24 protein-coding genes and 1 pseudogene are annotated in these 22,834 nt (G+C 36.2%); 13 read left to right on the top strand and 12 right to left on the bottom strand.

The window, feature by feature from the left end; translation table 11 throughout:
* The 6 genes from WD055_05610 (at position 1) to WD055_05585 (ending at position 4,560) form a co-directional block, all read left to right on the top strand.
* Positions 1 to 1,122 carry a DNA double-strand break repair nuclease NurA gene (locus WD055_05610; protein MEX0849681.1) on the top strand — a complete coding sequence of 374 codons (1,122 nt, stop codon included), beginning with the start codon at positions 1 to 3 and terminating at the stop codon, positions 1,120 to 1,122.
* A 3-nt stretch (positions 1,123 to 1,125) separates the two neighbouring features.
* Positions 1,126 to 1,566, top strand: a complete 441-nt coding sequence (locus tag WD055_05605; protein ID MEX0849680.1) for a hypothetical protein — start codon at positions 1,126 to 1,128, stop codon at positions 1,564 to 1,566.
* Positions 1,559 to 2,032, top strand: a complete 474-nt coding sequence (locus tag WD055_05600) for a nucleoside deaminase (GenBank protein MEX0849679.1) — start codon at positions 1,559 to 1,561, stop codon at positions 2,030 to 2,032. Before WD055_05605 ends, WD055_05600 begins: the two co-directional genes overlap by 8 nt.
* A gap of 456 nt (positions 2,033 to 2,488) precedes the next feature.
* Positions 2,489 to 3,262 carry a hypothetical protein gene (locus tag WD055_05595; GenBank protein MEX0849678.1) on the top strand — a complete coding sequence of 258 codons (774 nt, stop codon included), beginning with the start codon at positions 2,489 to 2,491 and terminating at the stop codon, positions 3,260 to 3,262.
* A 72-nt stretch (positions 3,263 to 3,334) separates the two neighbouring features.
* A complete protein-coding gene (locus tag WD055_05590) occupies positions 3,335 to 3,670 on the top strand; it encodes a hypothetical protein (GenBank protein MEX0849677.1) in 336 nt (111 codons plus the stop codon).
* 134 nt (positions 3,671 to 3,804) lie between these two features.
* Positions 3,805 to 4,560, top strand: a complete 756-nt coding sequence (locus WD055_05585) for a hypothetical protein (protein MEX0849676.1) — start codon at positions 3,805 to 3,807, stop codon at positions 4,558 to 4,560.
* Between the two features lie 73 nt (positions 4,561 to 4,633).
* Here WD055_05585 and dnaJ read toward each other — a convergent pair whose 3' ends face one another.
* On the bottom strand, positions 4,634 to 5,761 hold the full coding sequence (dnaJ, locus tag WD055_05580; GenBank protein MEX0849675.1) for a molecular chaperone DnaJ: 1,128 nt from the start codon (positions 5,759 to 5,761) through the stop codon (positions 4,634 to 4,636).
* A gap of 240 nt (positions 5,762 to 6,001) precedes the next feature.
* On the opposite strand from dnaJ, the gene WD055_05575 reads away from it, so the two are divergent.
* A complete protein-coding gene (locus tag WD055_05575; GenBank protein ID MEX0849674.1) occupies positions 6,002 to 6,238 on the top strand; it encodes an AbrB/MazE/SpoVT family DNA-binding domain-containing protein in 237 nt (78 codons plus the stop codon).
* 3 nt (positions 6,239 to 6,241) lie between these two features.
* A complete protein-coding gene (locus WD055_05570) occupies positions 6,242 to 6,637 on the top strand; it encodes a type II toxin-antitoxin system death-on-curing family toxin (protein MEX0849673.1) in 396 nt (131 codons plus the stop codon).
* 8 nt (positions 6,638 to 6,645) lie between these two features.
* On the opposite strand, the gene WD055_05565 is transcribed toward WD055_05570, so the two are convergent.
* The 9 genes and pseudogenes from WD055_05565 to gyrB form a co-directional block, all read right to left on the bottom strand.
* Positions 6,646 to 7,617: an NAD-dependent epimerase/dehydratase family protein gene (locus tag WD055_05565; protein MEX0849672.1), complete on the bottom strand. Its 972-nt coding sequence runs from the start codon at positions 7,615 to 7,617 to the stop codon at positions 6,646 to 6,648.
* Between the two features lie 34 nt (positions 7,618 to 7,651).
* Positions 7,652 to 8,956, bottom strand: coding sequence for an FAD-dependent oxidoreductase (locus WD055_05560; GenBank protein MEX0849671.1), 1,305 nt, complete (start codon positions 8,954 to 8,956; stop codon positions 7,652 to 7,654).
* Between the two features lie 21 nt (positions 8,957 to 8,977).
* Positions 8,978 to 9,358 (bottom strand): annotated as a pseudogene (locus WD055_05555) (S-adenosylmethionine decarboxylase).
* 192 nt (positions 9,359 to 9,550) lie between these two features.
* Entirely contained in the window at positions 9,551 to 10,459 is a 909-nt protein-coding gene (locus WD055_05550; GenBank protein ID MEX0849670.1) for a hypothetical protein, read from the bottom strand.
* Between the two features lie 139 nt (positions 10,460 to 10,598).
* Positions 10,599 to 11,177: a hypothetical protein gene (locus tag WD055_05545; GenBank protein ID MEX0849669.1), complete on the bottom strand. Its 579-nt coding sequence runs from the start codon at positions 11,175 to 11,177 to the stop codon at positions 10,599 to 10,601.
* Positions 11,178 to 11,188: 11 nt separating this feature from the next.
* Complete coding sequence (tilS, locus tag WD055_05540; protein MEX0849668.1) at positions 11,189 to 12,154, bottom strand: tRNA lysidine(34) synthetase TilS; 966 nt, start codon at positions 12,152 to 12,154, stop codon at positions 11,189 to 11,191.
* 72 nt (positions 12,155 to 12,226) lie between these two features.
* Positions 12,227 to 13,447, bottom strand: a complete 1,221-nt coding sequence (gene fmdA / locus WD055_05535) for a formamidase (protein MEX0849667.1) — start codon at positions 13,445 to 13,447, stop codon at positions 12,227 to 12,229.
* Between the two features lie 80 nt (positions 13,448 to 13,527).
* The gene (locus WD055_05530) at positions 13,528 to 13,869 is read right to left on the bottom strand and encodes a hypothetical protein (GenBank protein ID MEX0849666.1); all 342 of its coding nucleotides are present in this window, start codon (positions 13,867 to 13,869) and stop codon (positions 13,528 to 13,530) included.
* 303 nt (positions 13,870 to 14,172) lie between these two features.
* Positions 14,173 to 16,587 (bottom strand): DNA topoisomerase (ATP-hydrolyzing) subunit B, encoded by a 2,415-nt coding sequence (gyrB, locus tag WD055_05525; protein ID MEX0849665.1) that lies wholly within the window; start codon positions 16,585 to 16,587, stop codon positions 14,173 to 14,175.
* Between the two features lie 224 nt (positions 16,588 to 16,811).
* Between gyrB and WD055_05520 the strand changes: the two genes are divergently transcribed.
* From WD055_05520 to glmS, 5 genes are all read left to right on the top strand, one after another.
* Positions 16,812 to 17,255 carry a nucleoside deaminase gene (locus tag WD055_05520; protein ID MEX0849664.1) on the top strand — a complete coding sequence of 148 codons (444 nt, stop codon included), beginning with the start codon at positions 16,812 to 16,814 and terminating at the stop codon, positions 17,253 to 17,255.
* Between the two features lie 4 nt (positions 17,256 to 17,259).
* On the top strand, positions 17,260 to 17,631 hold the full coding sequence (locus WD055_05515; GenBank protein MEX0849663.1) for a TraR/DksA family transcriptional regulator: 372 nt from the start codon (positions 17,260 to 17,262) through the stop codon (positions 17,629 to 17,631).
* Between the two features lie 109 nt (positions 17,632 to 17,740).
* Positions 17,741 to 18,211, top strand: a complete 471-nt coding sequence (locus WD055_05510; GenBank protein ID MEX0849662.1) for a hypothetical protein — start codon at positions 17,741 to 17,743, stop codon at positions 18,209 to 18,211.
* A gap of 164 nt (positions 18,212 to 18,375) precedes the next feature.
* Positions 18,376 to 18,795 carry a 30S ribosomal protein S9 gene (gene rpsI, locus WD055_05505; protein MEX0849661.1) on the top strand — a complete coding sequence of 140 codons (420 nt, stop codon included), beginning with the start codon at positions 18,376 to 18,378 and terminating at the stop codon, positions 18,793 to 18,795.
* Positions 18,796 to 18,874: 79 nt separating this feature from the next.
* Complete coding sequence (gene glmS, locus WD055_05500) at positions 18,875 to 20,719, top strand: glutamine--fructose-6-phosphate transaminase (isomerizing) (protein MEX0849660.1); 1,845 nt, start codon at positions 18,875 to 18,877, stop codon at positions 20,717 to 20,719.
* A 343-nt stretch (positions 20,720 to 21,062) separates the two neighbouring features.
* Here the strand turns inward: glmS and WD055_05495 are convergent, their stop codons facing one another.
* Positions 21,063 to 21,788 (bottom strand): ankyrin repeat domain-containing protein, encoded by a 726-nt coding sequence (locus tag WD055_05495; GenBank protein MEX0849659.1) that lies wholly within the window; start codon positions 21,786 to 21,788, stop codon positions 21,063 to 21,065.
* Between the two features lie 159 nt (positions 21,789 to 21,947).
* On the bottom strand, positions 21,948 to 22,787 hold the full coding sequence (locus WD055_05490) for a hypothetical protein (GenBank protein ID MEX0849658.1): 840 nt from the start codon (positions 22,785 to 22,787) through the stop codon (positions 21,948 to 21,950).
* Positions 22,788 to 22,834: the final 47 nt, after the last annotated feature.

Genomic DNA, 22,834 nt, shown 5'->3' with positions numbered 1-22,834 from the left:
ATGCTTCATTATGCAAAAGTTATGCAAGCTTTGACTGACATTAAAGGTGAACTGTTTACTGATATTTCAAAAGAGATTTCTATTGCACGTGCATCATGGCAGCGTATTGCCAATGATCCTGAATTTCAAAAAAAAGCACATGCAATAAGTTCACCATGGGTGGTGCCATCATGGACTGATGCTATTGACAAAACATTTGATGTTGCACCATTGCATGAACCGTATCAAGTGGTATCGGTTGATGGTTCACAAATTTATCCCGATCGACATCAAGGCACCAGTTGCTATTTAATTAATGTTGGTACGATTGTTATTTCGTATGGCATGCAGCACCAGCCATTTGTGTATAACTCAATTCCATATGTGTATGCTGGCAGGAATGAAAATGAAGCTGATGATAACTTGATGGATGTAGTTAATGCGCGTCGGCAAGAGTTAGAATTGCAATATGGCCTTGATATTTGTCAACCACTGTTTAATCATGAAGTTCCGCAGACATTTTTATTTGATGGTTCGCTTATTTTTTGGCATTTAGCATCAAAGTCACCGAATTTAAAAGATCATTATATAGCACGCTATTTAGGGTTGATGCATCAACTTTATGCAGCACGGATTTTGCACGGTGGGTATATCAGTTTGTCCAAAGGTAAAGATTTGGTAAATTTGATTCGTATGGAATTGTGTAATTTTTTGGTAAAAGGATGTACAGAACATAAAGTTATGGATCATATTTCTGATAGTACGATTGCAGGGTTTTTTCTCAAAGTTGGGCAACGTAGTATTGTATTCAAAAGTCATTCTCCAATTTGTGATGAATATCCGGAACATCTTATGCCCTATTTTTTTTACTTGCATGTTGGTGATGAAATTGCCAGAATCGAAGTGCCTGCTTGGATTGCACAAGATGAAGAAAATGTTAATGCCGTTGCGCGTATTATGTATGATCAGGCGCAAAAGGGTAATGGTTATCCGGTGGCATTAGCAGAAGCGCATGAGCAAGCGGTGGTCAAAGGGCCGGATCGTGAGTTTTTCTATCAAATGGTGAATAAGTTAGCTATTGATTTTAAAAAGAGAATGTTTATTTCACAAAAAAGTTCAAAAAAACGAGTTATGGGAATTTAAATTATGAAAAAGATTATTATAGTTATATGTGTTTGTTTTCCATGGTATATGCAATGTATGGATGCAAAAGGGGTACAAAAAACACCAAGTCTGGCGAATTTATTTATAGCTTGCAACAAGATGGATAGAGCAAGACGGGCAATTATTTTCGAACGACTTGCAGCATTGGAGCAAAAAGTTGATGGATTGAGTGTAGTAGATTTGGCGCCCATGCAAGTGGCTTTACCAAATAAGCCATCGCAAAAATTTGCAGTTAAAGAGTTGCTTCGACGTGTTCCGGTATTAACGGAATTAGTTAATGTACAACATGAACAAATTAAGAAGCTTGAAGATAGTAATCGGGAATTAAAAAAGCAAGTGGATGAAAGACTTGGTGAATTGCAACAGGCTATCAATACTTTTGTGCAAGTGGCAAGAAAAGCGAGTGAGAAAAAAAATGAGTAATCATAAGCAATTTATGCAACGTGCAATAGATTTAGCATATGAAAATGTTATACAAAACAATAGCGGACCGTTTGGTGCAATCATTGTTAAAAATAATGAAATTATTGCAGAGGGCGTTAATCTTGTAACTGTAACTAATGATCCAACTGCACATGCTGAAATAGTCGCAATACGTAATGCATGTAAGAAATTAAACAGTTTTCAGTTAATTGATTGTGTTATGTATAGCTCATGCGAACCTTGTCCAATGTGTTTGGGTGCTATATTCTGGGCAAGGCCTCAAAAAGTCTATTTTGCAGCAACAGCACAAGATGCTGCAAAAATTAATTTTGATGATGCGTTTATATATGAACAATTAAACAGAAAGCATGAAGAACGTGCTATTCCGTTTATCAAACTTGATGTACAAGAACATTTAAAGCCATTTAATGCATGGCAGGAATTTGAAAATAAAATAGTATATTAATGAGAATTTGATTTGAGCACTACTGTGAACATTTCTAATGTATAACGCTGCTGGATCAATGCATATTTCCATAATCAGGATGTAATTAAATCAATGTTTGATCAAATTCAAACAATTCTTAAATAGAATGTAATAATCCAGGGACAAAATAGGCAAATTATTTCATTTATAATGATCATTATTATACAAAAAATCTTTAAAAACTGTTCACAGTGTTGTTTGAGAGTTTTTTTTATAAAATCGAGTTCACACTATATTAATTTTTTTTATTTTTCGTGTTATATCTATGTTATTTAAATTAATCAGTAAAGAGAGTGTCATGAAAAATAAATTAATTATAGTTTTGTCCCTATTGAGTCTGATGCATATGCAGGTTGTTCTTTCTGTAGATTCTAGCGGATTTTCTTTAAAAGATGGATTGGGTGCTTTCGCCTTATGTACAGTAGGATATGGTTTGTGCATTTGAGTTCTGAAAATGCGTCACTGGTTAAACGTTTGGATGAAAACAAAGCGGTATCGGATAAAAAAAATAAAGAGTTAAAAAATAGAATTCATTATTTAGAATCGATAGTTGGTTCAGGTAGTCTTAGCGGAGTTGCCGGTATGCAAGAAGATGATTCTTTGACTGTTGCAATTATGAAATTATTTCATTGTACAGATACAATGCAAAAAAAATTGCTAAGTCGTAAAGAAGGAGCAGCTCCTTCGTCATCAAAAATTGTGGAATCTCCTGCAGTTCGCATTCAGTTGCCGCGTATATCTAGACAAGAAAATGAGAATGCAGAAGCTGTATTAGTTCTTCAGGCGCAATTAGATGAGTTAACTAAACCTGGAATTTTAAAGGGCCAATATGAAACATATGATCTGAAAGCTTTATTGGCGCATCTTACAGTTCGTTTTTCCAAATTAGAGAGAGAAATGAATTCATTAAGAACAAAGATTGAGCATCCAATACCAGGCATGATAAAACCAAGCACTTTAGAGGTTCAAACAAAAAAAGAATTAGAGAAAATGAGAAAAATGTATGAACGTTTATTGCAGAAGGTTGATTATCAGGCCGGTGAGCTTGATACATCTCTATCCTTAGTAGAGACATTAAAAAGAAAATTGAGCACAATGGATGTCATGGAAAATGAAAGTGACGATGGAATGCATATTAAATTGTCCTCTAATGAGGGTTGTAGCGATGATGAAGTTTATGCGAGTACATCAGCTATATGTGCTGAGTAGTTTACAAAATGCAACAATATAGTAGAATACATATATGAATAGATGTTTTTATATTTTATTTTAAGGTCCTATATGCATTTTAAAAATATAGTTTTAAGTTTTGCGTTTTTTTTATTTAGTGTACATTTGCTAGAAGCGAATGAGTTGCTTCAATTGGCTCAACAAATATCTGATCCTTGTAAGCGTGCAGCTATATCGAAACAATTGCGTGAGATAGAAGAACAAAGACAAAATTTAGAAATGCAAATAAGAGAAGTAATTATTCGAGAAAGAGAAGCAGTTCGTCCAAGGCCGACAATGTATTATGATACTCCTTGTGGTCAAGGTCAAGTGTTTTCAGAGAGCCCTGCGCCTTCGCATTCAGTGCTAACTCAGAGCGTTGAATTAGATTATGCTGTTTTCCCGTAAATTTATATATAAATTTGATCACGAAAGAGTCCTTCGGGGCTCTTTTTTTTTGCGCATGCAATTTACAAAATGCTTTTTTTGTTTTATATCTAAGCTGTCGTTACTCATATTATAGATATATAAGAAGGAATATTATGAAAAGTAAATGTGCAGCTTTATTGTTAACATTAGGGCTATTTCAATCACAACAAACTTTTTGTGCCGACGGTTTTGACGACAAAACACTAGCATTAGGAGCGGCTGCAGGTGTTATGGTATTAAGTGCTTGGGGAGGATATAAGCTCTTGGGTCAAGATAAAAAAGGTTCGGTAGAAACAACGAGTTCAAGTGATTCAGATGCAAAATTAGGATTGTTAGAATCAAGGATTAAAGTATTAGAAGAAGGTTCAGATGTTTCAAGTTTAGCTAAAAGATTGAGTGATTTGGAAAAAGATTCAACTGTTTGGGAATTGAAAGGTGCATTAGGGAAATTGGAGTTGCTAGTTGGTAACGGCAAATTTAGCGATGAGCATAGAGGGCAAAGTTTAACTGTAGTATTGCAGACCTTACATTCAAATATCTCTCTTTTAGAAAAAAACAAAAAAGATAATCGGTTATCAATATCAGAGTTAGATAGATTAAGAACTGAATTACTAAATGCAGAGGGTACAATAGTTGAGCAGGCAAACGAGTTGAGTGTTGTTAAAGCTCAGTTGGAAAAAGTTGTAGGCAGCGTAAAGGAGCATGACGAGCAAATAGGTTCGTTTGCAAAGGCTCTCAAAGAATCTGCGGAAAGTTCTGAAAAAGCTGAAGAGTCTGAGGGTGGTCTATCGGATTTAGTATCTCAAGCCACTGATATTGACCTTGATGCTGCAATTGCTTTTTCTGGCGATGTAGGTACAAATGAATAATATTTAGATTAATATAACAATAAAAAAGGCTCCAATTACAGGAGCCTTTTTTATTGTTATATTTTAAAACCTATTAACCCAAAAACTTTTTGAAAAAACTTGCAATAGTTCCTTCGTTATCGTTTGGATCGGTACCGATAATGTCAGAATATTGAGTGAGTAGTTTCTTGGCTTCAGCAGGTAATTTTTTTGGAATGTGACATTGTGTAACTACTACCAAATTACCACGAACACTGCCACGCATGGTTGCAAAACCTTTTCCTGGTGTTATAATGCGTTCGCCAACAGGGCAGCCTTTTGGTATTTTAATATTTATTTTTGTGTTATCGATATTTTCAACTTCAATTTGTGCACCTAAAGCCAATTGTGGGTAAGTGAGCATAATTAAACATTGCAGATCATCACCAACGCGTCTGAATTTTTTATCAGGCATGACATGAATTTTTAAAAACAGATCACCGGAAGAACCACCATAAACGCCGGCGTCACCTTTGCCTGTAATGCGCAATTCAGCACCATCATAAATACCGGCAGGAATATTCACGGTAAATTTGGTATATTCTTGTATGCGAGATTTGCCGTTGCATGAATCACATGGAGATGAAATAATGAAACCTTGTCCTGAACAGTTTCCACATGCTTGTGAATACATGAAAAAACCTTGTCTGAACTGTACTTGTCCGGCGCCTTGGCATTTTGCACAAGCTGAAGGTTTACTGCCTTTTTTTGCACCTGAGCCATTACATGTTTTACATGCAATAAGGCGAGTGTAAGATAGTTCTTTTTTTGTGCCTAAATAAGCTTCTTTTAAGGTGATGTTAATCTCTTTCGCTAAATCGTGGCCACGCATAGGTTCAGGGCCGGATTTCTTGCGTGTGCTTTGACGTCCACCGAAAAGATCACCAAAGATGTCACCAAATGATTCAAAAATGTCATCGGTATTCATGCCACCGGGATGTCCACCCATACCACCCATTTGTTGATATTGATTGTGACCGAATTGATCATATTGACGACGTTTTTTCTCATCAGACAATATTTCATAAGCTGAAGCAGCTTCTTTGAACTTTTCTTCAGCTTCTTTGTTATCCGGATTGCGGTCCGGATGGTGTTTCATAGCTAATTTACGGTATGCTTTTTTGATTTCTTCGGCTGTAGCGTTTTTAGAAACACCCAGCACCTCATAGTAATTTTTACTCATAAGATATGTGCTTTGTCCTGAATTTGTATATTTAATATGTTTTTTATAAAGTATAACATAAAATTTACAAGAGCTAAATATGGGTATTAACGTAGGGCAATAATTCAGTTTTTAAGGATATATAGATTGATAAGAGTAGTTGTTAACGATTTTAACGGATTATGGAGGACTGTTGTAATGCCGTACTTACATTGTTATAATTATAACAAATATGTTTATTTACTTATATAGGAAGGGATAATGAATAAAAAACTGACTAAGCTTGGTAATAGTTTTGCTCTTATAATTGATAAGCCTATTCTAAAATTACTTAATATTACTGCAGGGACAACGCTAAAAATAGGAACTGATGGAAAGAAAATCATTATTGAGCCAGTAATTGAATCTAAAAAAATCAGTAAAGATAAGAAGTTGCAAAAGCTTTATGAAGAACTTGTACAAGAGTATGGGCCAGCCTTAGAAAAATTAGCAAAGTAAGTTATGCACTGTATTATTTTTTTAACAATTCAAGAGGTTCTTGCTATTCATGACGATCAAATCTTAAGGTTTGGGGGATTGAAGGGGATAAGATCACAAGCATTATTGGAGTCAACTTTATCTCAGCCTCAGGTTTTTTTTGATAATGTTTATCTACACAAAGACTTATATGAAATGGCAGCTTGTTATCTTTTTGGGATTATTAAAAATCATCCTTTTTTAGATGGCAATAAACGTACCGGTATTATCTGTGCCATATTATTTTTGAGATATAATCGTGTTAAGATTCAACCTAGTCAGGAAGATTTTTATAAACTTGCTTTTGAGGTTGCATCGTCAAAAAAAAATAAAGATGAGATTGTACAAGAACTGAAAAAACATGTTGATTTTGATGCTTAGTGGTTACATTATTTTTGTAGTATTTTCTGTAATTTGCCGCAATCAGCGATACTATGTTTAATGTCTCCTGAGCGTGCAGGTGCAAATTGAGGAGTATGCTTGTACGCCGGGAATGAAGTTTTTAATTCTTCAAACAGTTCAAGTACGGTGATGCTTTTGCCCGTTGCAACATTGAAAATTTCACCTTTAATGGTGTGAGCGGGGAGCATGCCAAGCAAGAGATTTATTTGGGTAACTTGCTCTACAGGAATGAAATCACGTGTTTGCAGGCCATCGCCAAAAATAGTGATCGGTTTGTTTTGTTTCATTAAATCTCTAAATTTTGCTACTACTGCAGCATAAGCTGCATTTGGATTTTGTCGTTCGCCATACACATTAAAGTAGCGCATACACACACATTCAATGTCATAGTTGATAACAAACTGTTTGCATAAATATTCATCGATCAGTTTTGAAAAGCCATATGGTGAAGTTGGTTCGCATGGGCTTTCTTCATTGCAAGCATGAGTCGGTGCACCATACACAGCAGATGATGATGAAAAAACAAAACGTTTAACACCATTTATGCGTGCAGCTTCTAACATGTTAAAAGTACCGTCAATGTTGGTTTCGTGACATAGTGTTGGCTCTTCAACCGATTTTGGTACTGAAATAAATGCAGCTAAATGAAAAATGTGAGATTTGTTTCTTGTTGCATGCAAGCATAGTTTTTTATCGGTAATTGAACCATTAATAAAGGTAACTTTATCAGCTACATGTTCGATGTTTTCAAGAAACCCGGTTGATAGATTGTCCAGTATAGTAACCTGTGCACCTAATGAAACTAATTCTTCTACAATATGTGAGCCGATAAATCCGCAGCCGCCGGTTACTAAAACTTCTTTGTTTTTATAAAAATTTTGCATTTTGTTTGATCTCCATGAAATATGTGCTTGAACGTTTATCACAATGAAGCAGAATAGTAATATTTTTTTCTTCATATTGAAGTTTCCTTTGGATTTTTATTTTTTATTTCTATGCAGTTTTGAGTAGTTGGTCTGCAATTTCTTTTCCATCAAGTAAGGTTTCTTGCATGCTACAATATTTCCATGCGCCATAACGGCCGATAGAATAGACTTTGTTTTCATTAAGCTTTTTATGCACTTTGTCTAAATTGCGTTCACGCCATTGATCATAAATGACATATGCGTGTGAAATAGGGATTATTTTTTCAGTAGCAATTTCATCATCAGACAGGTGTAGAAACTCTTTTGTTTTTTGCAGTGCGAGCTCCAATGTTTTTTCTACCCAACGATCAGTTCGGTATAAATGGGAAAATTCACCATACAATGAGCTGCAATTTTCCGGTGCCATAGAATCAGCAAAATTATGACCAAAGCCAATACGATAGAAAGGAAACTCTTTTTCAGGGAAATAAATCCAATGTTTATCGGATAGATTTGGCCGCTTGATACCCAAATTAAAGTTTACTACCGAATTGCATCGTAAATTGTCAGCGGCAGATTCTAAAACATTTGCCATAGTGCCACGTTGCATGATCAGAAAGTCATCGAGTGGCATAGTGTTTATCAAGGTATCATAACTTTCAACATGGCCGTTTGAAAAGCCAACAAACTTATGCACCATATCAATAGAGGTTGCTTTTGCATTGGTAATAATTTTATTTTGTAATTGATCTGCCAGTTTTTTTACCCAAAATAGAATGCCGCCTTTCTTTGGATAAAAAAATTGTGCATTATAGCCAATAGCTTCATTTTCATTATCTTGTATAGATCCTGAAATTATCTGCTCAAGTGAAGTATCAGGGACGAATCGGCCAGTCCAGCTTGCAGTGATTTCTTTCAAGTCACATGCAAATATTTTTTGTTGATAAGGGCAAAAAAAATGTTTGGCAAATCCTGAACCGAAGTTTTTGAGTACCCACTCTTTAAAGTTTTTTGGGTTTTTTATATGTTTGTGCCGTTTGACATAGCCGTTAATACATTCAGATATAGTTTTTATGGGTAAGCCACGTAAATTAATTTGATAAGGAAACTTGGTGTAACATTCTTGTGAATAAATGTAAGAGCGACGATTTATGATATTAAATTGGTCAAATCCAATAACATCGGCAATTAATTTTTCAAAATACGGATCATTGATGTGCAGTAAATGTCCGGTATAATCAAAAGTAAACCCATCTTGTTGCACCGATCCACATAGTCCACCAACATCAGCTTCTTTTTCGAACAGGACGTAATCATGAAATCCATTTTGTTCAAGGTGGTAAGCTGCAGAGATACCTGCAAGTCCACCACCCAATATTACTACTTTTGCCATACTCGCCTTTTTTTTACATCATTATTTGCGCAATACCACGTTCATGGAATATTCAGTTCCTTTGAAAAATTCTTTAGTGAATTCTGCTGCTTTATATGGATCATATTCTTTGCAGCTAAAAATGTTAATATAAATATTATTTGTGATATTTGCAAAGTGTCCTGAAATCAATGAAGTTTCAATTAATTGAATCATAGAATATCCTGCAACTTTTTCATCTTCGCCAAAATGCACGACTATTGTTTCACCAAAAGTTTTCATTTCAATTAATTCACAGAGTTCTTTTACATACTGCTTAATTGCATCAGCATTACGAATCAGTTCAGGATCACATGACTTTAAATCGATAATTGTTTCCATGCCCCAGGCATCAATTTTTGCATAGTTGTGTTTAATTGATGGATAGGAAATGCCGGTCAAGGTAGGAGCCTTGCGGTAATGCTCTGTGTATGAAGTACTCACAGTTAAGAGTAGTGTCAAAAGAAGGGTGAACCGCTTTTGCATAGTGATACCTTTCGGATATGTTTAAAGTATGTGTATATATTAGTTGATAAGATTACTATAATTGCGGTATTTTGCAAAAATGCTTTATAGTTATCGGTAACCTAATGAGTATGAATGAAATCCGGGTTGTCCTTGAATGAAAAGAGGGAAACTGAATGTTTTACTTGCACCTTTGACATTTGCAGGTAGTGGTGGAAATAGTCCGGCTTGTTGTGCGCGTGTAATTAATAAACGCTCAATGTTACGCAAAGCAGTTATATGTTTTGGATAGTCTAAACCGATGTCGATAAGTTTTCCTGATCGATCAATAGTTAATGTTAATTGTGTGTGAGTGCTTACTGCTTCAGGTAAATGTAAATTGCTATCACCGGCTAAGAATGCAGTTTTTATTAAGTTCCATACTTTGGTTGTGTATACCTGTAGAGAAAGTTGCTTCATATCACGTGATGCGTTATTGTGTCCGGCCTCTTGGGCAAAACTTTTTATAAATCCGCGTGAAACATCTGCCATAGTAATTGGCTGTTTATTATTTGTACGTTTATGTTTTATTTTCTTTTTCTTTGTTCGAGGTTTTTGTATTTCTTGTGGTTTTTCAGCATTCATTTGTGTCGGAGCCGGTTCAGGAACTATGGTTGTTTGAGTTGTGGCTTCAGTTTGCAGGTCCGGTTGCAGTTCTGCCGGCGTTTTGGTTTTTTCTTCAAATAGTTGTTCTATTTGCTCAGATTCTTCTTCTTCAATGACTTCATCTTTTTGAGTGGTTTCATTTCCTGATGGTGCTTCATCTTGAAAAAGAACCGTTGCCGGTTGTTGTTGTCCTGAAGAAAGTAGTTGTTGGGCAATATAAGTTTCATCATCGATTTCATGTTGCATCATGAAAGTTGGTTTTTGCCATTGGGAAATGCTTTGCCATAAAATAAGCATGACAAGGGCGAAATGCAATAAAAGTGATATGAGTAGCACCGTGAGTGTGCATCCTTTTGAAATGCGATATTGCTCCATAAGTCATCCTTTTTTTATATCCTTTTTTAGTCTAACAAGTTGATGATTATAGATGTAATCTTTTTGTTATATTTTATATGTATAGCATAAGTTGGGATAGATTAGGAGCTTAAATTTTGGTTTAAACGCAGAAGCTTCTTTATTCTCGTTTACGTTTTTCACCTAAAGATTTTTTTTTATCGAAATCTTGTTTTAATGAGTTGAGTGCTTCACGCATTTGCCTTGTAAATTCGGGTAAATTAATATCACATGTAGTGCACGTACGGAATAAACCGCGCCATGTTTCGGTGATAGCGAAAGCACGAGATTTATTCAAGGGTGTATGAGCTTTAAAATGTGTAATAACAGGTTGATATGCATGCAGTTGTTTCAGTAATTCAGGTGCAGTTGAGGGAACTTTACTGCTTATTTGCCTAATCATGCTGCAAACACCTAGATAAGATTCTTTCTGTGATAGAGTCACTTTGTTTGATTGAGCGTGCGAATATAAAATATTAAGAGCAGTATGCAAATGTTTTATTGCAGGAATGTTTTCATTAAAGTAAGGCCCTTCTTTTAAGGTATTTGCATAGCAACCGTTGGGGAGCGCATGAAAATGAAAATCATCAACAAATCTTATGTGGCGCGATTGCGTAGTTACAGGAGATATGCCTTGGGCAGCGCTTTGCATGATGCCAATATGTAAGCAAGTAAGTAAAATAATTATCTGTTTTTGCATGAATAAGATCTTTATGTTTGAATATAAAATATGTTCTGTTTTTTAACTATATGCCAATCTTGGGCAATCGTATGGATTTTGTTTTCAGGTTGCTTAAGAAAGCGAATAATTTCATCAAGAAACCCTTGTGTTATCGGAAATGGTACTTTTTCTTTTGTAAGCCAATGTACCAATATGCGATACTGTAGTATTGGATCAAGCATTAAAAAATCCTTTTTATTGATGATATAAATTTTCTTTTCATCAAGCTGTGCGATATGATCAAATGTTTGTATAGTGAGTCTTTTCAGAAAGTTTTCTGTTTGTTGTAATCGTTGCATGGTCTTTGCTAATGTACCGGAAAAACGAGGATCAATCTCATTAATAGTGGGAATAAGTTTATTACGAATGCGATTGCGTAAAAAATCGTCGCTTATATTGGTAGGGTCAATGAGATAATTAATGTGATGTTTATTAAGCCACGTAACGATTTCTTTTTTTGAAGTTGTTAATAAGGGGCGAATATACAAACCTTTTTTTGGCCACATACCGCATAAACCGGTTAAGCTTGCGCCGCGTAAAAGACGAATAAAAAATGTTTCTTCTTGATCATCTTTGTGTTGTGCAAGGGCAATTGCATCAGCATCATGTTCTTTTGCTATTTGCTCAAAAAAGTAACGCCGTGCTTTTCTGGCATCCTGTTCTTTTGAACCACTTGGTTTAATGTGGATGGAAAGTTCAGACAGTTTTTTGCTTGTAAATGGCACTTTGAACTCGGCGCATATTTTTTTACAAAATATAACATCCTGATTTGAATTTTTACGCCATTCGTGGTCAAGGTGAACTGCGATAAGCTTTAAGTTGTAACTGTTTTTTATTGTAACCAGATAGTGCAGTAAAAACAATGAGTCCGGACCACCAGACAGTCCAACGATGACTGTTTGATCTTTTTTGAACAGTTGGTGTTTGGTTACAAACGTATTAATTTTTTTAAACATAGATATCAGTATATATAAAATTGATAAAGAAATGAATAGTGAGAGAGCTTTGATAAGTTCTCTCAAATGAGTTTATGAGCATAGTGCAATCTGTCCGCGATCGTTTTTTATAGGTCCGTCATGATTTGGGCGTATATCCATATTAAAAATAGAGGTTGGAATATATATGGTGCATATTGCATTTGGTATATCAACAACACCGCTTATGCGACCTTCAACCGGTGCCGTGCTCAAAATCATATAAGCTTGTTCGCCGGTATATCCGAATTTTTTGAGATATGCAATCGCATTGAGGCATGCATTTTGGTATGCAATATGCGCATTGAGGTAATGTTGTTTTCCTTGTGCGTCAACTGAAATACCTTCAAAGGTAATATATTCAGTATAGTGAGGTTCAAGCGGGCTGCTTAAGAAAATTGGATTTTTTATATCGTATTTTGAAACGCCATTTTTAATCAGATCAACTTTTATTTCAATCCATCCAGCCATTTCGATTGCACCACAAAAAGTGATTTCACCATCACCTTGGCTAAAATGGATATCACCCATTGATAAGTTTGCACCATCAATAAAGACAGGAAAAAATGCGCGGGATCCTCGCGTTAGATTTTTAATATCACAGTTTCCACCATTTTCACGTCCAGGCACAGTTCGTGCGCCAGTCTCAGCAACCTCTAATAATTTATCCCCTGTCAATTGACCACATAACGCTGCATTTGAGTTTGGTAAGCATGCAAGAGGGGGTATGCGATCAGGATTGGTTGATACCAATATATTTTCACGATGATTCCATTCTTTTAATAATTCGTGTGAGGGTGCAGTGCCAATTAAACCCGGATGAATGATTCCTGCAAAACGTACATCAGGTATGTGACGTGAGGTTGCATAAATACCTTCAAGATCCCAAATTGCTTTGCCTGCATCTGGATAATAGTCAGTTAAAAAACCACCCCCATTATTTTTTGAAAAGATGCCGGTAAAGCCCCATTGAGATTCATAAAGAGGTCCAATGTTTAAAATATCAACAACTAGTAGATCTCCGGGTTCAGCGCCTTCAACTGCAATAGGACCGCTTAAATAATGAACTTGATCCAGCTCAACATCGCGAATGTCATTTGCACAATCATTATCTTTTATTTGTCCTCCAGTCCAGTCTAAACATTCAATGCGGAATGCATCGCCCGGTTTTACATGTGCAACAGCAGGGATATCCGGATGCCAACGATTGTGTAATGGAGTGGGTTGATCAAGTGGTGATTTGTTTACATTGACGGAGATAATTTTTTTGAGCATTGGGCTTCCTTTTTTTTAAGATTTATTTTGTATGTAGCATCTTAAAAAGAAGTGAAGCAAGTATTTAATGGTATATGAATTTATAAAGTGAGGCCAAAGCCGGTGTGCTTGATGCATTCGATACAGGCAATTGGTGTTATGGTTGTACAAAGCATAATGCAGCAAGAACCGGCAAGCATTACAGCACAAAGTGGTGCAGCTTCTTTACATTTTTGTGTGAGGGGATGATTGTTGCATTGAACACACCGATTTTTCATATCCTTTAAAGAAGGATATTTTGGTTGTTCTTCATCCATAGTTAATGTATGCGGCATGACTTGTGCATGAGTGGAGACAATTGCAGGAACATAGAGTGCGGGAGCTAGCGGTGGGATTGCCAGTAATGGTAATTGCATGAATATAGGTATTAATAGTTTTTTCATATAGACCTCGATAGTTTTAGTTTTTGTTAGGATATAGCAATATATAAAAAACTAAAAGAGGTGTCATATTTTGATGTTTTTATACACTTTGTACGATAGGCTATTTTAAGGTGAATTTGATCAAAGGAACTAATGTTTCTCAGATAAGCTCTTAAGTTGTTATTTTAAAAAAAAATCTTAGATAGAATTCATGCATTGTTGAATAAAATTCACTTTTTTTATTTTTGATCATTTTAGTGTGCCAAATTAATTGGCGCACTAAAATGATATTTCTTGATAGTATTTCTAACTATTTCTTTTGTGCTATACGTCCAAGTTTTTAGCAAATTGGCCATATTCTTCGATGTAATGCTTACGACCCTTAACGTCATCACCCATCAATGTGGTGAACCAAGAATCAGCTTCTATGGCATCTTCAATTTTAACCCTAAGAAGTTCACGTGATTTTCTATCCATTGCAGTTTCCCACAATTGATCAGGGTTCATTTCACCAAGACCTTTGTATCGTTGAATGCTCATGTATGGTTTTGCAATAGTATTGATTGATTGCATCAATGCATTATAGCCGGTGCCTTCAGCTGTACGTTCTTTGCCAACAACGCTTAATTGCCATGGTTTAGTTTGGATTTCAAGAAGGGGCTCAAAAAGATCAACTAGAGTCTTCAGCTCAGGGGATGAGAAGAAGTCAAGTTCCACTTTCCATTGGCGCCCTTGATGTCTGAAGATCACAAATGTTTCTTGTAGAGTTTCATTTTCAGGCGTTAAACTTTCTTGTTGTTCTATGCTGATTGCATTGTCGACAAAACAGCTGCGCAAGATTTCAAGAAGTTTTTCAATGGTGTCTTGTGGCTCCCATTTGTGTTGATACATACACCAAACTAATTTATGAGCATGTTTTGAGCTTACACGGAAATGAGCGCCGGTTTTTTGCAGTTGATCACTGTAAGCAGTAATGTTATCAAGTAATGTATGCCATGCATCATCAGTAAGTGTTGTTTTGCCAATTGATAGTGTTGATTGTTCTTTTAGCCAATCAAAGAGAAATGCAGTAAATGCTTTTTCATCTTTGAGATATTGTTGCTTTTTGCCGATCTTAACTTTATATAAAGGTGGTTGTGCAATATACAAATAACCATGTTCGATAAGCGGTTTCATATAGCGGAAAAAGAAGGTCAGTAGTAATGTGCGAATGTGTGATCCGTCAACATCAGCATCGGTCATTAAAATAATTTTATGATAGCGAGCTTTTTCTACATCAAAATCTTTACCCATACTTGCGCCAACGGCAGCAATAATTGCTTTTATCTCTTCGTTTGACAATGCACGATCAATACGAGCTTTTTCAACGTTAATGATTTTACCGCGTAAAGGTAAAATTGCTTGTGTGTGTCTGTCACGTGCCATTTTTGCTGAACCACCCGCAGAATCACCCTCAACTATGAATAGTTCAGTATTTGCCGGGTTTTCATCAGAACAGTCGGCTAATTTACCAGGCAATATTGAAGATTCAAGTGCGGTTTTACGTCTGGTTATTTCTCGTGCTTTTTTTGCAGCTTCACGTGCACGTTTTGCAACTTCAGCTTTTTGGAAAATCTTTTTTGCTACAGCAGGATTTTCTTCAAAATAAGTATCGAGTGCTTGAAATGCCCATGAGTCAACTAAGCCTTTAACTTCACTGTTGCCCAGTTTTGTTTTTGTTTGGCCTTCAAATTGAGGTTCAGGAACTTTAATGTTAATAACACCGACTAAGCCTTCACGGGTGTCATCACTAGAGAAGGTTTCACCTTTTTTGAGAACGTTTAATGCTTGTGCGCGTTTGTTGCTTACTTTTGTAAGTGCAGATTTAAATCCGGCAACATGGGTACCGCCCTCAACGGTGTTGATGTTGTTTACAAATGATTGGAGGTTTTCACTATAACCATCGTTATATTGTATTGCAATTTCAAGAAGGTATTTGTCGTCTTCACCACTTATAAAGATTACATCTTTAAAGAGTGGGATTTTCTTCTTATTAATGTGTTCAACGAATGAAACAATACCGCCTTCAAAATAGAAATCATGTTTTTTATTGTTGGATTCATCTTCAATAACAATGCGCAGATTTTTATTTAAGAATGCTAATTCACGTAAGCGAGCTGATAAGGTATCAAAGCTGAATTCAGTTGTTTCTCTAAAGATTTCTTCGTCCGGCCAAAAGCGGATTTCGGTGCCGCGCTTATCAGTTGTGCCGGTCACTTTTAGAGGTCCTTGCGGTTTGCCACGTTTGAATGATTGTTGATATATTTTGCCATCTTGAAAAATGGTTAAATCTAGCCTTTTCGATAGGGCATTTACTACTGAAATACCTACACCATGCAATCCACCGGAATATTTGTAGCTATCTTTATCAAATTTACCACCGGCGTGTAACTTGGTGAGTACAACTTCAGCGGCTGAAATTTTTTCAGTTGGATGAATATCTGTCGGGATACCACGTCCGTCATCTTTTACTGTTACTGAGCCATCATTATGCAACATAACAAAAATGTTTTCGCAATGACCGGCAAGTGCTTCATCGACAGAGTTGTCTACAACTTCATATACTAAATGATGTAAACCTTGCGGACCGGTCGACCCGATATACATTGCAGGACGTTTACGAACCGCCTCTAACCCTTCCATGACGCGAATCGATTTCGCCTTGTATTCATTTATTTTTTTATCGTCGGGCTGTGCCATGTAGATCTCCTGGCAGGCTAAAAAAATTTTTTACATGTTCTTTGATAAGTACAAACTTATAATACCGTAATATAGGTAGATGGCTATTGCAACCATCTTTAATATATTATACTCGAGTATAGACAAAAAACCGTATTTTTTCTACTCTGCTCAGTTCGATATATAAAGTTTGATGAGTCAGATTCAGCAAGGAACAAATGATGACAGGTGCAAATACTCAAAAAATGATCGATATAAGATATATGAAAGAGGCATTGAAACAAGCGAAAAAAGCATTTGATCAAGATGAAGTGCCGGTTGGATCGGTTATTGTTTGTGATGGAACTGTTGTTGCGCGTGCATATAATAAAGTTGAACAAAAAGATACGCAATGCGCACATGCAGAATTGTTAGCGTTAAAAAAAGCGGGCAAGAAGTTAGGAGATTGGCGATTATTAAATTGTTGGATTTATGTAACGCTTGAGCCGTGTGCGATGTGTATGTATGCAATTTTATTGCATCGATTAGCAAGAGTCGTTTACGGTGCGGATTCACCGGTGTTTGGATATCAGCTTGACAAACAAGGAATTGATTCGGTATACAAGTATGACACTGTGGAGATTATTCCGGGAGTTATGCATGAAGAATCAGCAAAATTATTAAAGCAATTTTTTAAAAAGAAAAGGTAAGAGTATGTCACAAGAAGCATTATCAAAAAAAAAGCTAGAGAAAATAAGAAAAAATCTCGAAGCAAGAAAGTTTGAATTAGAAGAGGAAATGATCGGCTCTTATCAAGAAAAATTTTCTGATGACCAAGTGCAAGATAGTGCTGATGAAGCACTTGCTTCAACTATGGAGAGTTTAAAGGCTTCATTGCATGATAATAAGAATGTTGAATATAAACGTGTGATACAAGCGTTGGAAATGATTAATGAGGGCAGCTATGGTGTGTGTGTTGACTGTGGTAAGGCAATTTCTGATAAACGTCTGAAATATTATCCTAATGCAACTCGTTGTCTGTTGTGTCAAGAGGCATTTGAAGAACAAAATGATTTAGAGCAATAATATTCATGGTCTTTAATTTTGGGCATCCTTTTTATTTTTCATATAAAACAGAGTATACTTCTGCACAGTAGGTTTTTAATATTTCATTTATTTACATCAAAGGTTTTTTATGATGAAAAAGCAATTATTGTTGAGTTTGTGCTTGATGGGATTAATGAGCAGTAATGTGCAAGCACGCAATAATGACCCGGCTGATTTGGTGCCAATGTTGGCAAAAGGAATTTGTGTACTTGTTGGTGGCGGATGGGCCTTGGAACGAATAAGAAATTCATATAATGACTGGCAAAATGGTCGTCGTCAAAGAGCCTCTTTTGCAGAAGATTTTCAAAATGTTGCCGCTTCAACGTTGTGTACAGCGATGCTTGCATATGCAGGTGGCGCAGATGACAAAATGATTAAAAATATATTGGGTTCCGGAGCTGCTTTAGGTACCGTTTATTTAGGTCTAAAGCAATGTGCAACTGGCGCTCAAGAATTGAGATTGCGTGAATTTGTAGCAGCGGTTGCTGCTTGTGGGCTTGCTCGTGAAGGATTTGAAAGTGCAGGAATACCTATATTTAATTTTACGCCATCAAGATAATATCAAAATTTAGTTGATTTAAAGGGTTTTGCACGAATTGCAAAGCTCTTTTTTTATGCCATAAGTTAACGAGAGGTTACATTGACATTTTCATCCAATCAATTATAATAATCGTATATTGTGGATAAAAAATGTTTCAAATTGTATAAGGTTTTCAAAATATTATGGCAAAGATTCAAGCAAAAGCAAAATCTGGAGCTCCTTTAGCTCACGGTGTAGGGCGTCGTAAATCATCTGTTGCACGTGCATGGTTACGTCGTGGTAAAGGTAATATTTTGGTTAACAGTCGTGATTACAAAGAGTATTTCGAAACAGATATCGCTCGCCTTGAAGCCGCAACTCCTCTAAAAGTTATCCCACAAGGTGACAAATATGATGTTCAAATCACTGTTAAAGGTGGTGGAACTCATTCTCAAGCAGGCGCTATTCAATTAGCTATTTCTCGTGCGTTTGTTCAACAAAATGAAGAATTACGTGTGCTTTTAAGAAAACATGGTTTACTAACTGTAGATTCACGTCTTAAAGAGCGTAAAAAACCTGGGCAACCTGGCGCACGTCGTAAATTCCAATTCGTTAAACGTTAAATTTCACATACATATCATTTCTGGTATGTTAGGGTAGTTTAAAGTTGTATCAGAGAGCATTAGTACAGGAAGCAAAAGGATGTGTAGTGTTGTTGGGTATGTAGGCAAAAACTATAGCCGTGAGTTTATTTTTGAAGGTCTTTCTCGTCTTGAGTATCGTGGATATGATTCAGCAGGTTTTGCTTGTTTGCATCCGGATGATCATAGACTGTTGTATTGTAAGGCAGAAGGGCGTTTGAGTAACTTAGTGCAAAAATGTGAACTGTCTCCAATTGATGGTTTTATTGGCATTGGACATACTCGTTGGTCGACGCACGGCAAGTCTACAGCAACAAATGCGCATCCTCAATTTGATTGCAATAAGACCGTTTCAATTGTGCATAATGGTATTATTGAAAATCATCATGAGCTTAAGCAACAGTTAGTAAATACCGGTCATATATTTCATTCAGAAACTGATACTGAAATTATTGCTCATCTATTAGAGTCTCTCCTTTTAACGCATAATACATTTAAAGCTGCAATTGTTGATTTGGTAAAGCAGTTGAATGGCGCTTATGCGTTTATTTCAATTTTACAGTCAAAACCGGATCAAATGTTGTTGGTGCGTAAACGTTCACCATTGTGTGTGGGTGTTGGTGATGGTCAAATGTTTATTGCATCAGATATTATAGCATTTGCAGATAAAACAAAAAAAGTTTTATTTATTCCTGATGAGCACTTTGCCATAGTGAAGTCTGATATGATTGAACTGTACGATTTTTTGGGCAATCCAAAGCCACTTCTTATGCAAGATATTACTTCAGATTGGCAAGCACATCAAAAAAATGGTCATGAGCATTATATGCTCAAAGAGATTTACGAACAAAAAAAAGCAATCCATGATACTGTCGATTTTTTATCTTCAAGGAGTGCTGATTTATGGAACCACATTGATATTTCAGCAGAACAGATTCAACAGTTAGAAAGCATTTCAATGGTTGGCTGTGGGACTTCATGGCATGCAGCTCGTATTGCACAGTTCTTTTTTGAAACATTATGCAATGTGCCTACCAAAGTTTACCTTGCATCTGAAATGCGTTATATGCACTTTTTCAAAGAGAAGCATACTATGCAGATTGCTATTTCTCAATCAGGTGAAACTGCTGATACTTTGGAAGCATTACGTATGGTGCAAGTATTTAATGTGCCAACATTGGCAATAACTAATGTTGCGTCAAGCACTATGGTTCGCGAAGCTGATGGATTTCTTTTAACGCAAGCGGGTCAAGAGGTTGCAGTCGCTTCTACCAAAGCGTTTTCAACGCAATTGACTGCATTATATTGGTTGGCGCATCGCATTGCATTTGAAAAAAAACTTATTGATGAACAAGGGCTTAAGGCTGCAGAGCAAGATTTATTGGTTATTGGTGAGGTGTTAGAAAATGGTATTGAAAATTATAAACGTGTGATACAAAAAATATTAGCACCAAAATATGCACAATTTAGTAAAAGTATCTTTTTAGGGCGTAATATCAGTTATCCATTTGCGATGGAGGCTGCGCTTAAACTAAAAGAGATTTCTTATAATTTTGCTCAATGTTATCCGGCAGGTGAATTAAAGCACGGGCCACTTGCTTTGATCGATGAGCAAACGCCGGTATTTGTTTTTTCAGTACAAGATCCAATAATCTATCAAAAATTGGTTGCAAATACACAAGAGGCAAAAGCTCGAGGTGGGCATATTGTGGTATTTGCGTTTGAAGGCCAAGATGAGCTCTATGATTTAGCTGAAACTGCATTTGTATTGCCGCGTGTAAAACCGATGCTTGAGCCATTGGCCATGAGTGGTTTAATGCAGTACTTTACATATGAAGTTGCAAAAGTGTTAGGTTGTGAAATTGACAAACCACGTAATTTAGCAAAATCAGTGACAGTTGAGTAGTTTTATTTTAACATGAGTTCGATCTGAATAGTTCTTTGTGTATTGTAAAAGACGTTATTTTTGTCACTAAGTATGTTCAAAAAATTCTTAAATAAAATGTAATAATCCAGGTGCAAAGAACAAAGCAATTTGCCCATTTTGGCATCCTCCCAGCCGACGCCAAGGCTATGGCGGACAGGCGCAGAGGATCCAGCGGTGATCGGTGTGGTCTTCCTGTTTCGTTAATCCATCGTTACATAAAGTTATACCGGACTAAAGAACTACAAAGGACAGGCTGAGGAATACTTGGCCAAAAAAGTTTGTTTATTTAAATGTGTTTGTGCTGTTTTAGGTCGAATTCATATTACTTTAATCTGTCCAAAATTTTATTATCTAATTCCAAGCTACAAGCAAGATCATAGGCTGTTTGTCCATATTTATTTTGTATGGTCAGGTCAGCACCTGATGAGATGAGTAATTTGATAGCATCTATATTGTTATATTTCGCTGCTAAATGTAATGGCGTAAAGCCTTCATCGTCCGGGCTATTAATATTCGCATTATGATCAATAAGGTGTTTTGCGCTTTCGATAGAGTCTTCAAATAGCATTGCATAATGGAGTGGTGTCCAATCGAAGATATTCTTTGCATTTGGATTAGCTGCATGTTGTAGAAGGTGCAGTAATAGTATTGGATCGCGAAATGCTTGATGTGCTATAGTTTCGCCTTCGACATTTGCTTTGTTGATATCCGCACCGGCTTTAATTAAATATGTAATTTTGCCGTGTCTTTTTTTGATATCAGATTCCAGAAGTGCCCAAAGCAATGGTGTTTCGTCATGAAAGTTTGTTGCGTTTATATTGGCGCCATGCTGAATTAAAGATATAACAGTGTCCAGGCTGCCGACTGCGCATGCATAATGTAATGGTGTGGCATTTTCAGCATCGCCTTGATTGATCAGATCACTATCTAATGACAATAGGCTGAGTATATACTCAATTTCGCTAAGTGCAGCAGATGTATGTATGCGACTGCCTTCTCGACGCCTAGTCCAAGCTATTATTTCTATGTCACTATATCTTTTTTGCATGATGTAACCTATTTTTGGATTTTTCTTTTATGTATATTTATACAGTTTCAAGATTATCATAAAGCATTACGTAATAATAGATTATGTTTAAAAGTTGCGTGCTTTTTACCCAGAATAAAGGATTTTGTTCATTTATTTTTTTATAATGAGGAAAACCCTTTATAGATATATTCCTGAGGGGATATCATCAAGCAGAGATACTATAGATTTTGCAATATTACGAGTAATTCCTTGAGAGGGAAAATGATGCATATCAATATATGGTTTCCCATTTACGTCGATGATGCCGGTCTCTTGTTCGTTCCATGGTTGAGATATGTCTGTCATAATGCAGTCGATGCCAGCCAAGTTTGCGCCTAAAACAGTTGCTGTTCTGATGAACATCGCTTTATTTTTTGGGTGAACTTGATCAGTAATATCAATGACATCACCTCCGCGGGAAAGGAGTAGTTTTTGTTCAAGAAAAATTTGTTCGTCTTGTGCGGGTATAGAATGTAATGTTTTGTTTTGTTGGCGTAACATGCGCGTGGTGTTATTATCGATTATCACATGGTGCAATGTCGTATTTTGAATTTCTTTTGGTTTGCGTCTAGGGTCTTTATTTTTTTGTTGTATTAACTGTTTAATTGTATCTTTACCGTTTCCTATTACATTGGCAGGGAGCCTGTGTGCCGCTGCAAGCATGTTATCTTGAGTAACTACAATACGGTAACTTTTGCCGCTATAATATTTTTCCACCATGGTGTGCCATCCATATCTTTTGGAGGCAAAAAATGCATATACAAAATGTGGCCAAGAGTTGATAGGGAAATGTGCACCTTGGCTGAGTGTACCATATGTCGGTTTTATCACGAGTGGAAAACTGACCTGTTGTACAAAGGCAAGAGCAGAAAAAAAGGAGCGGTTTTCGCCATCACTTGTGGGAATGTCATTTTTTTTTAAAGTAGCATTCGTAAGTTCTTTGTTTTTTAATAAAGAGAGAGTTTTTTTAGTACGCACATTCAATATTGAAGTGCATAATTTAAATCAAAGCCAGTATCCTGTAA

The sequence above is a fragment of the Candidatus Dependentiae bacterium genome, assembly GCA_040878395.1.
Lineage (GTDB): Bacteria > Babelota > Babeliae > Babelales > Vermiphilaceae > JAKBEL01.
This window is presented reverse-complemented; position numbering and strand designations above follow the sequence as displayed.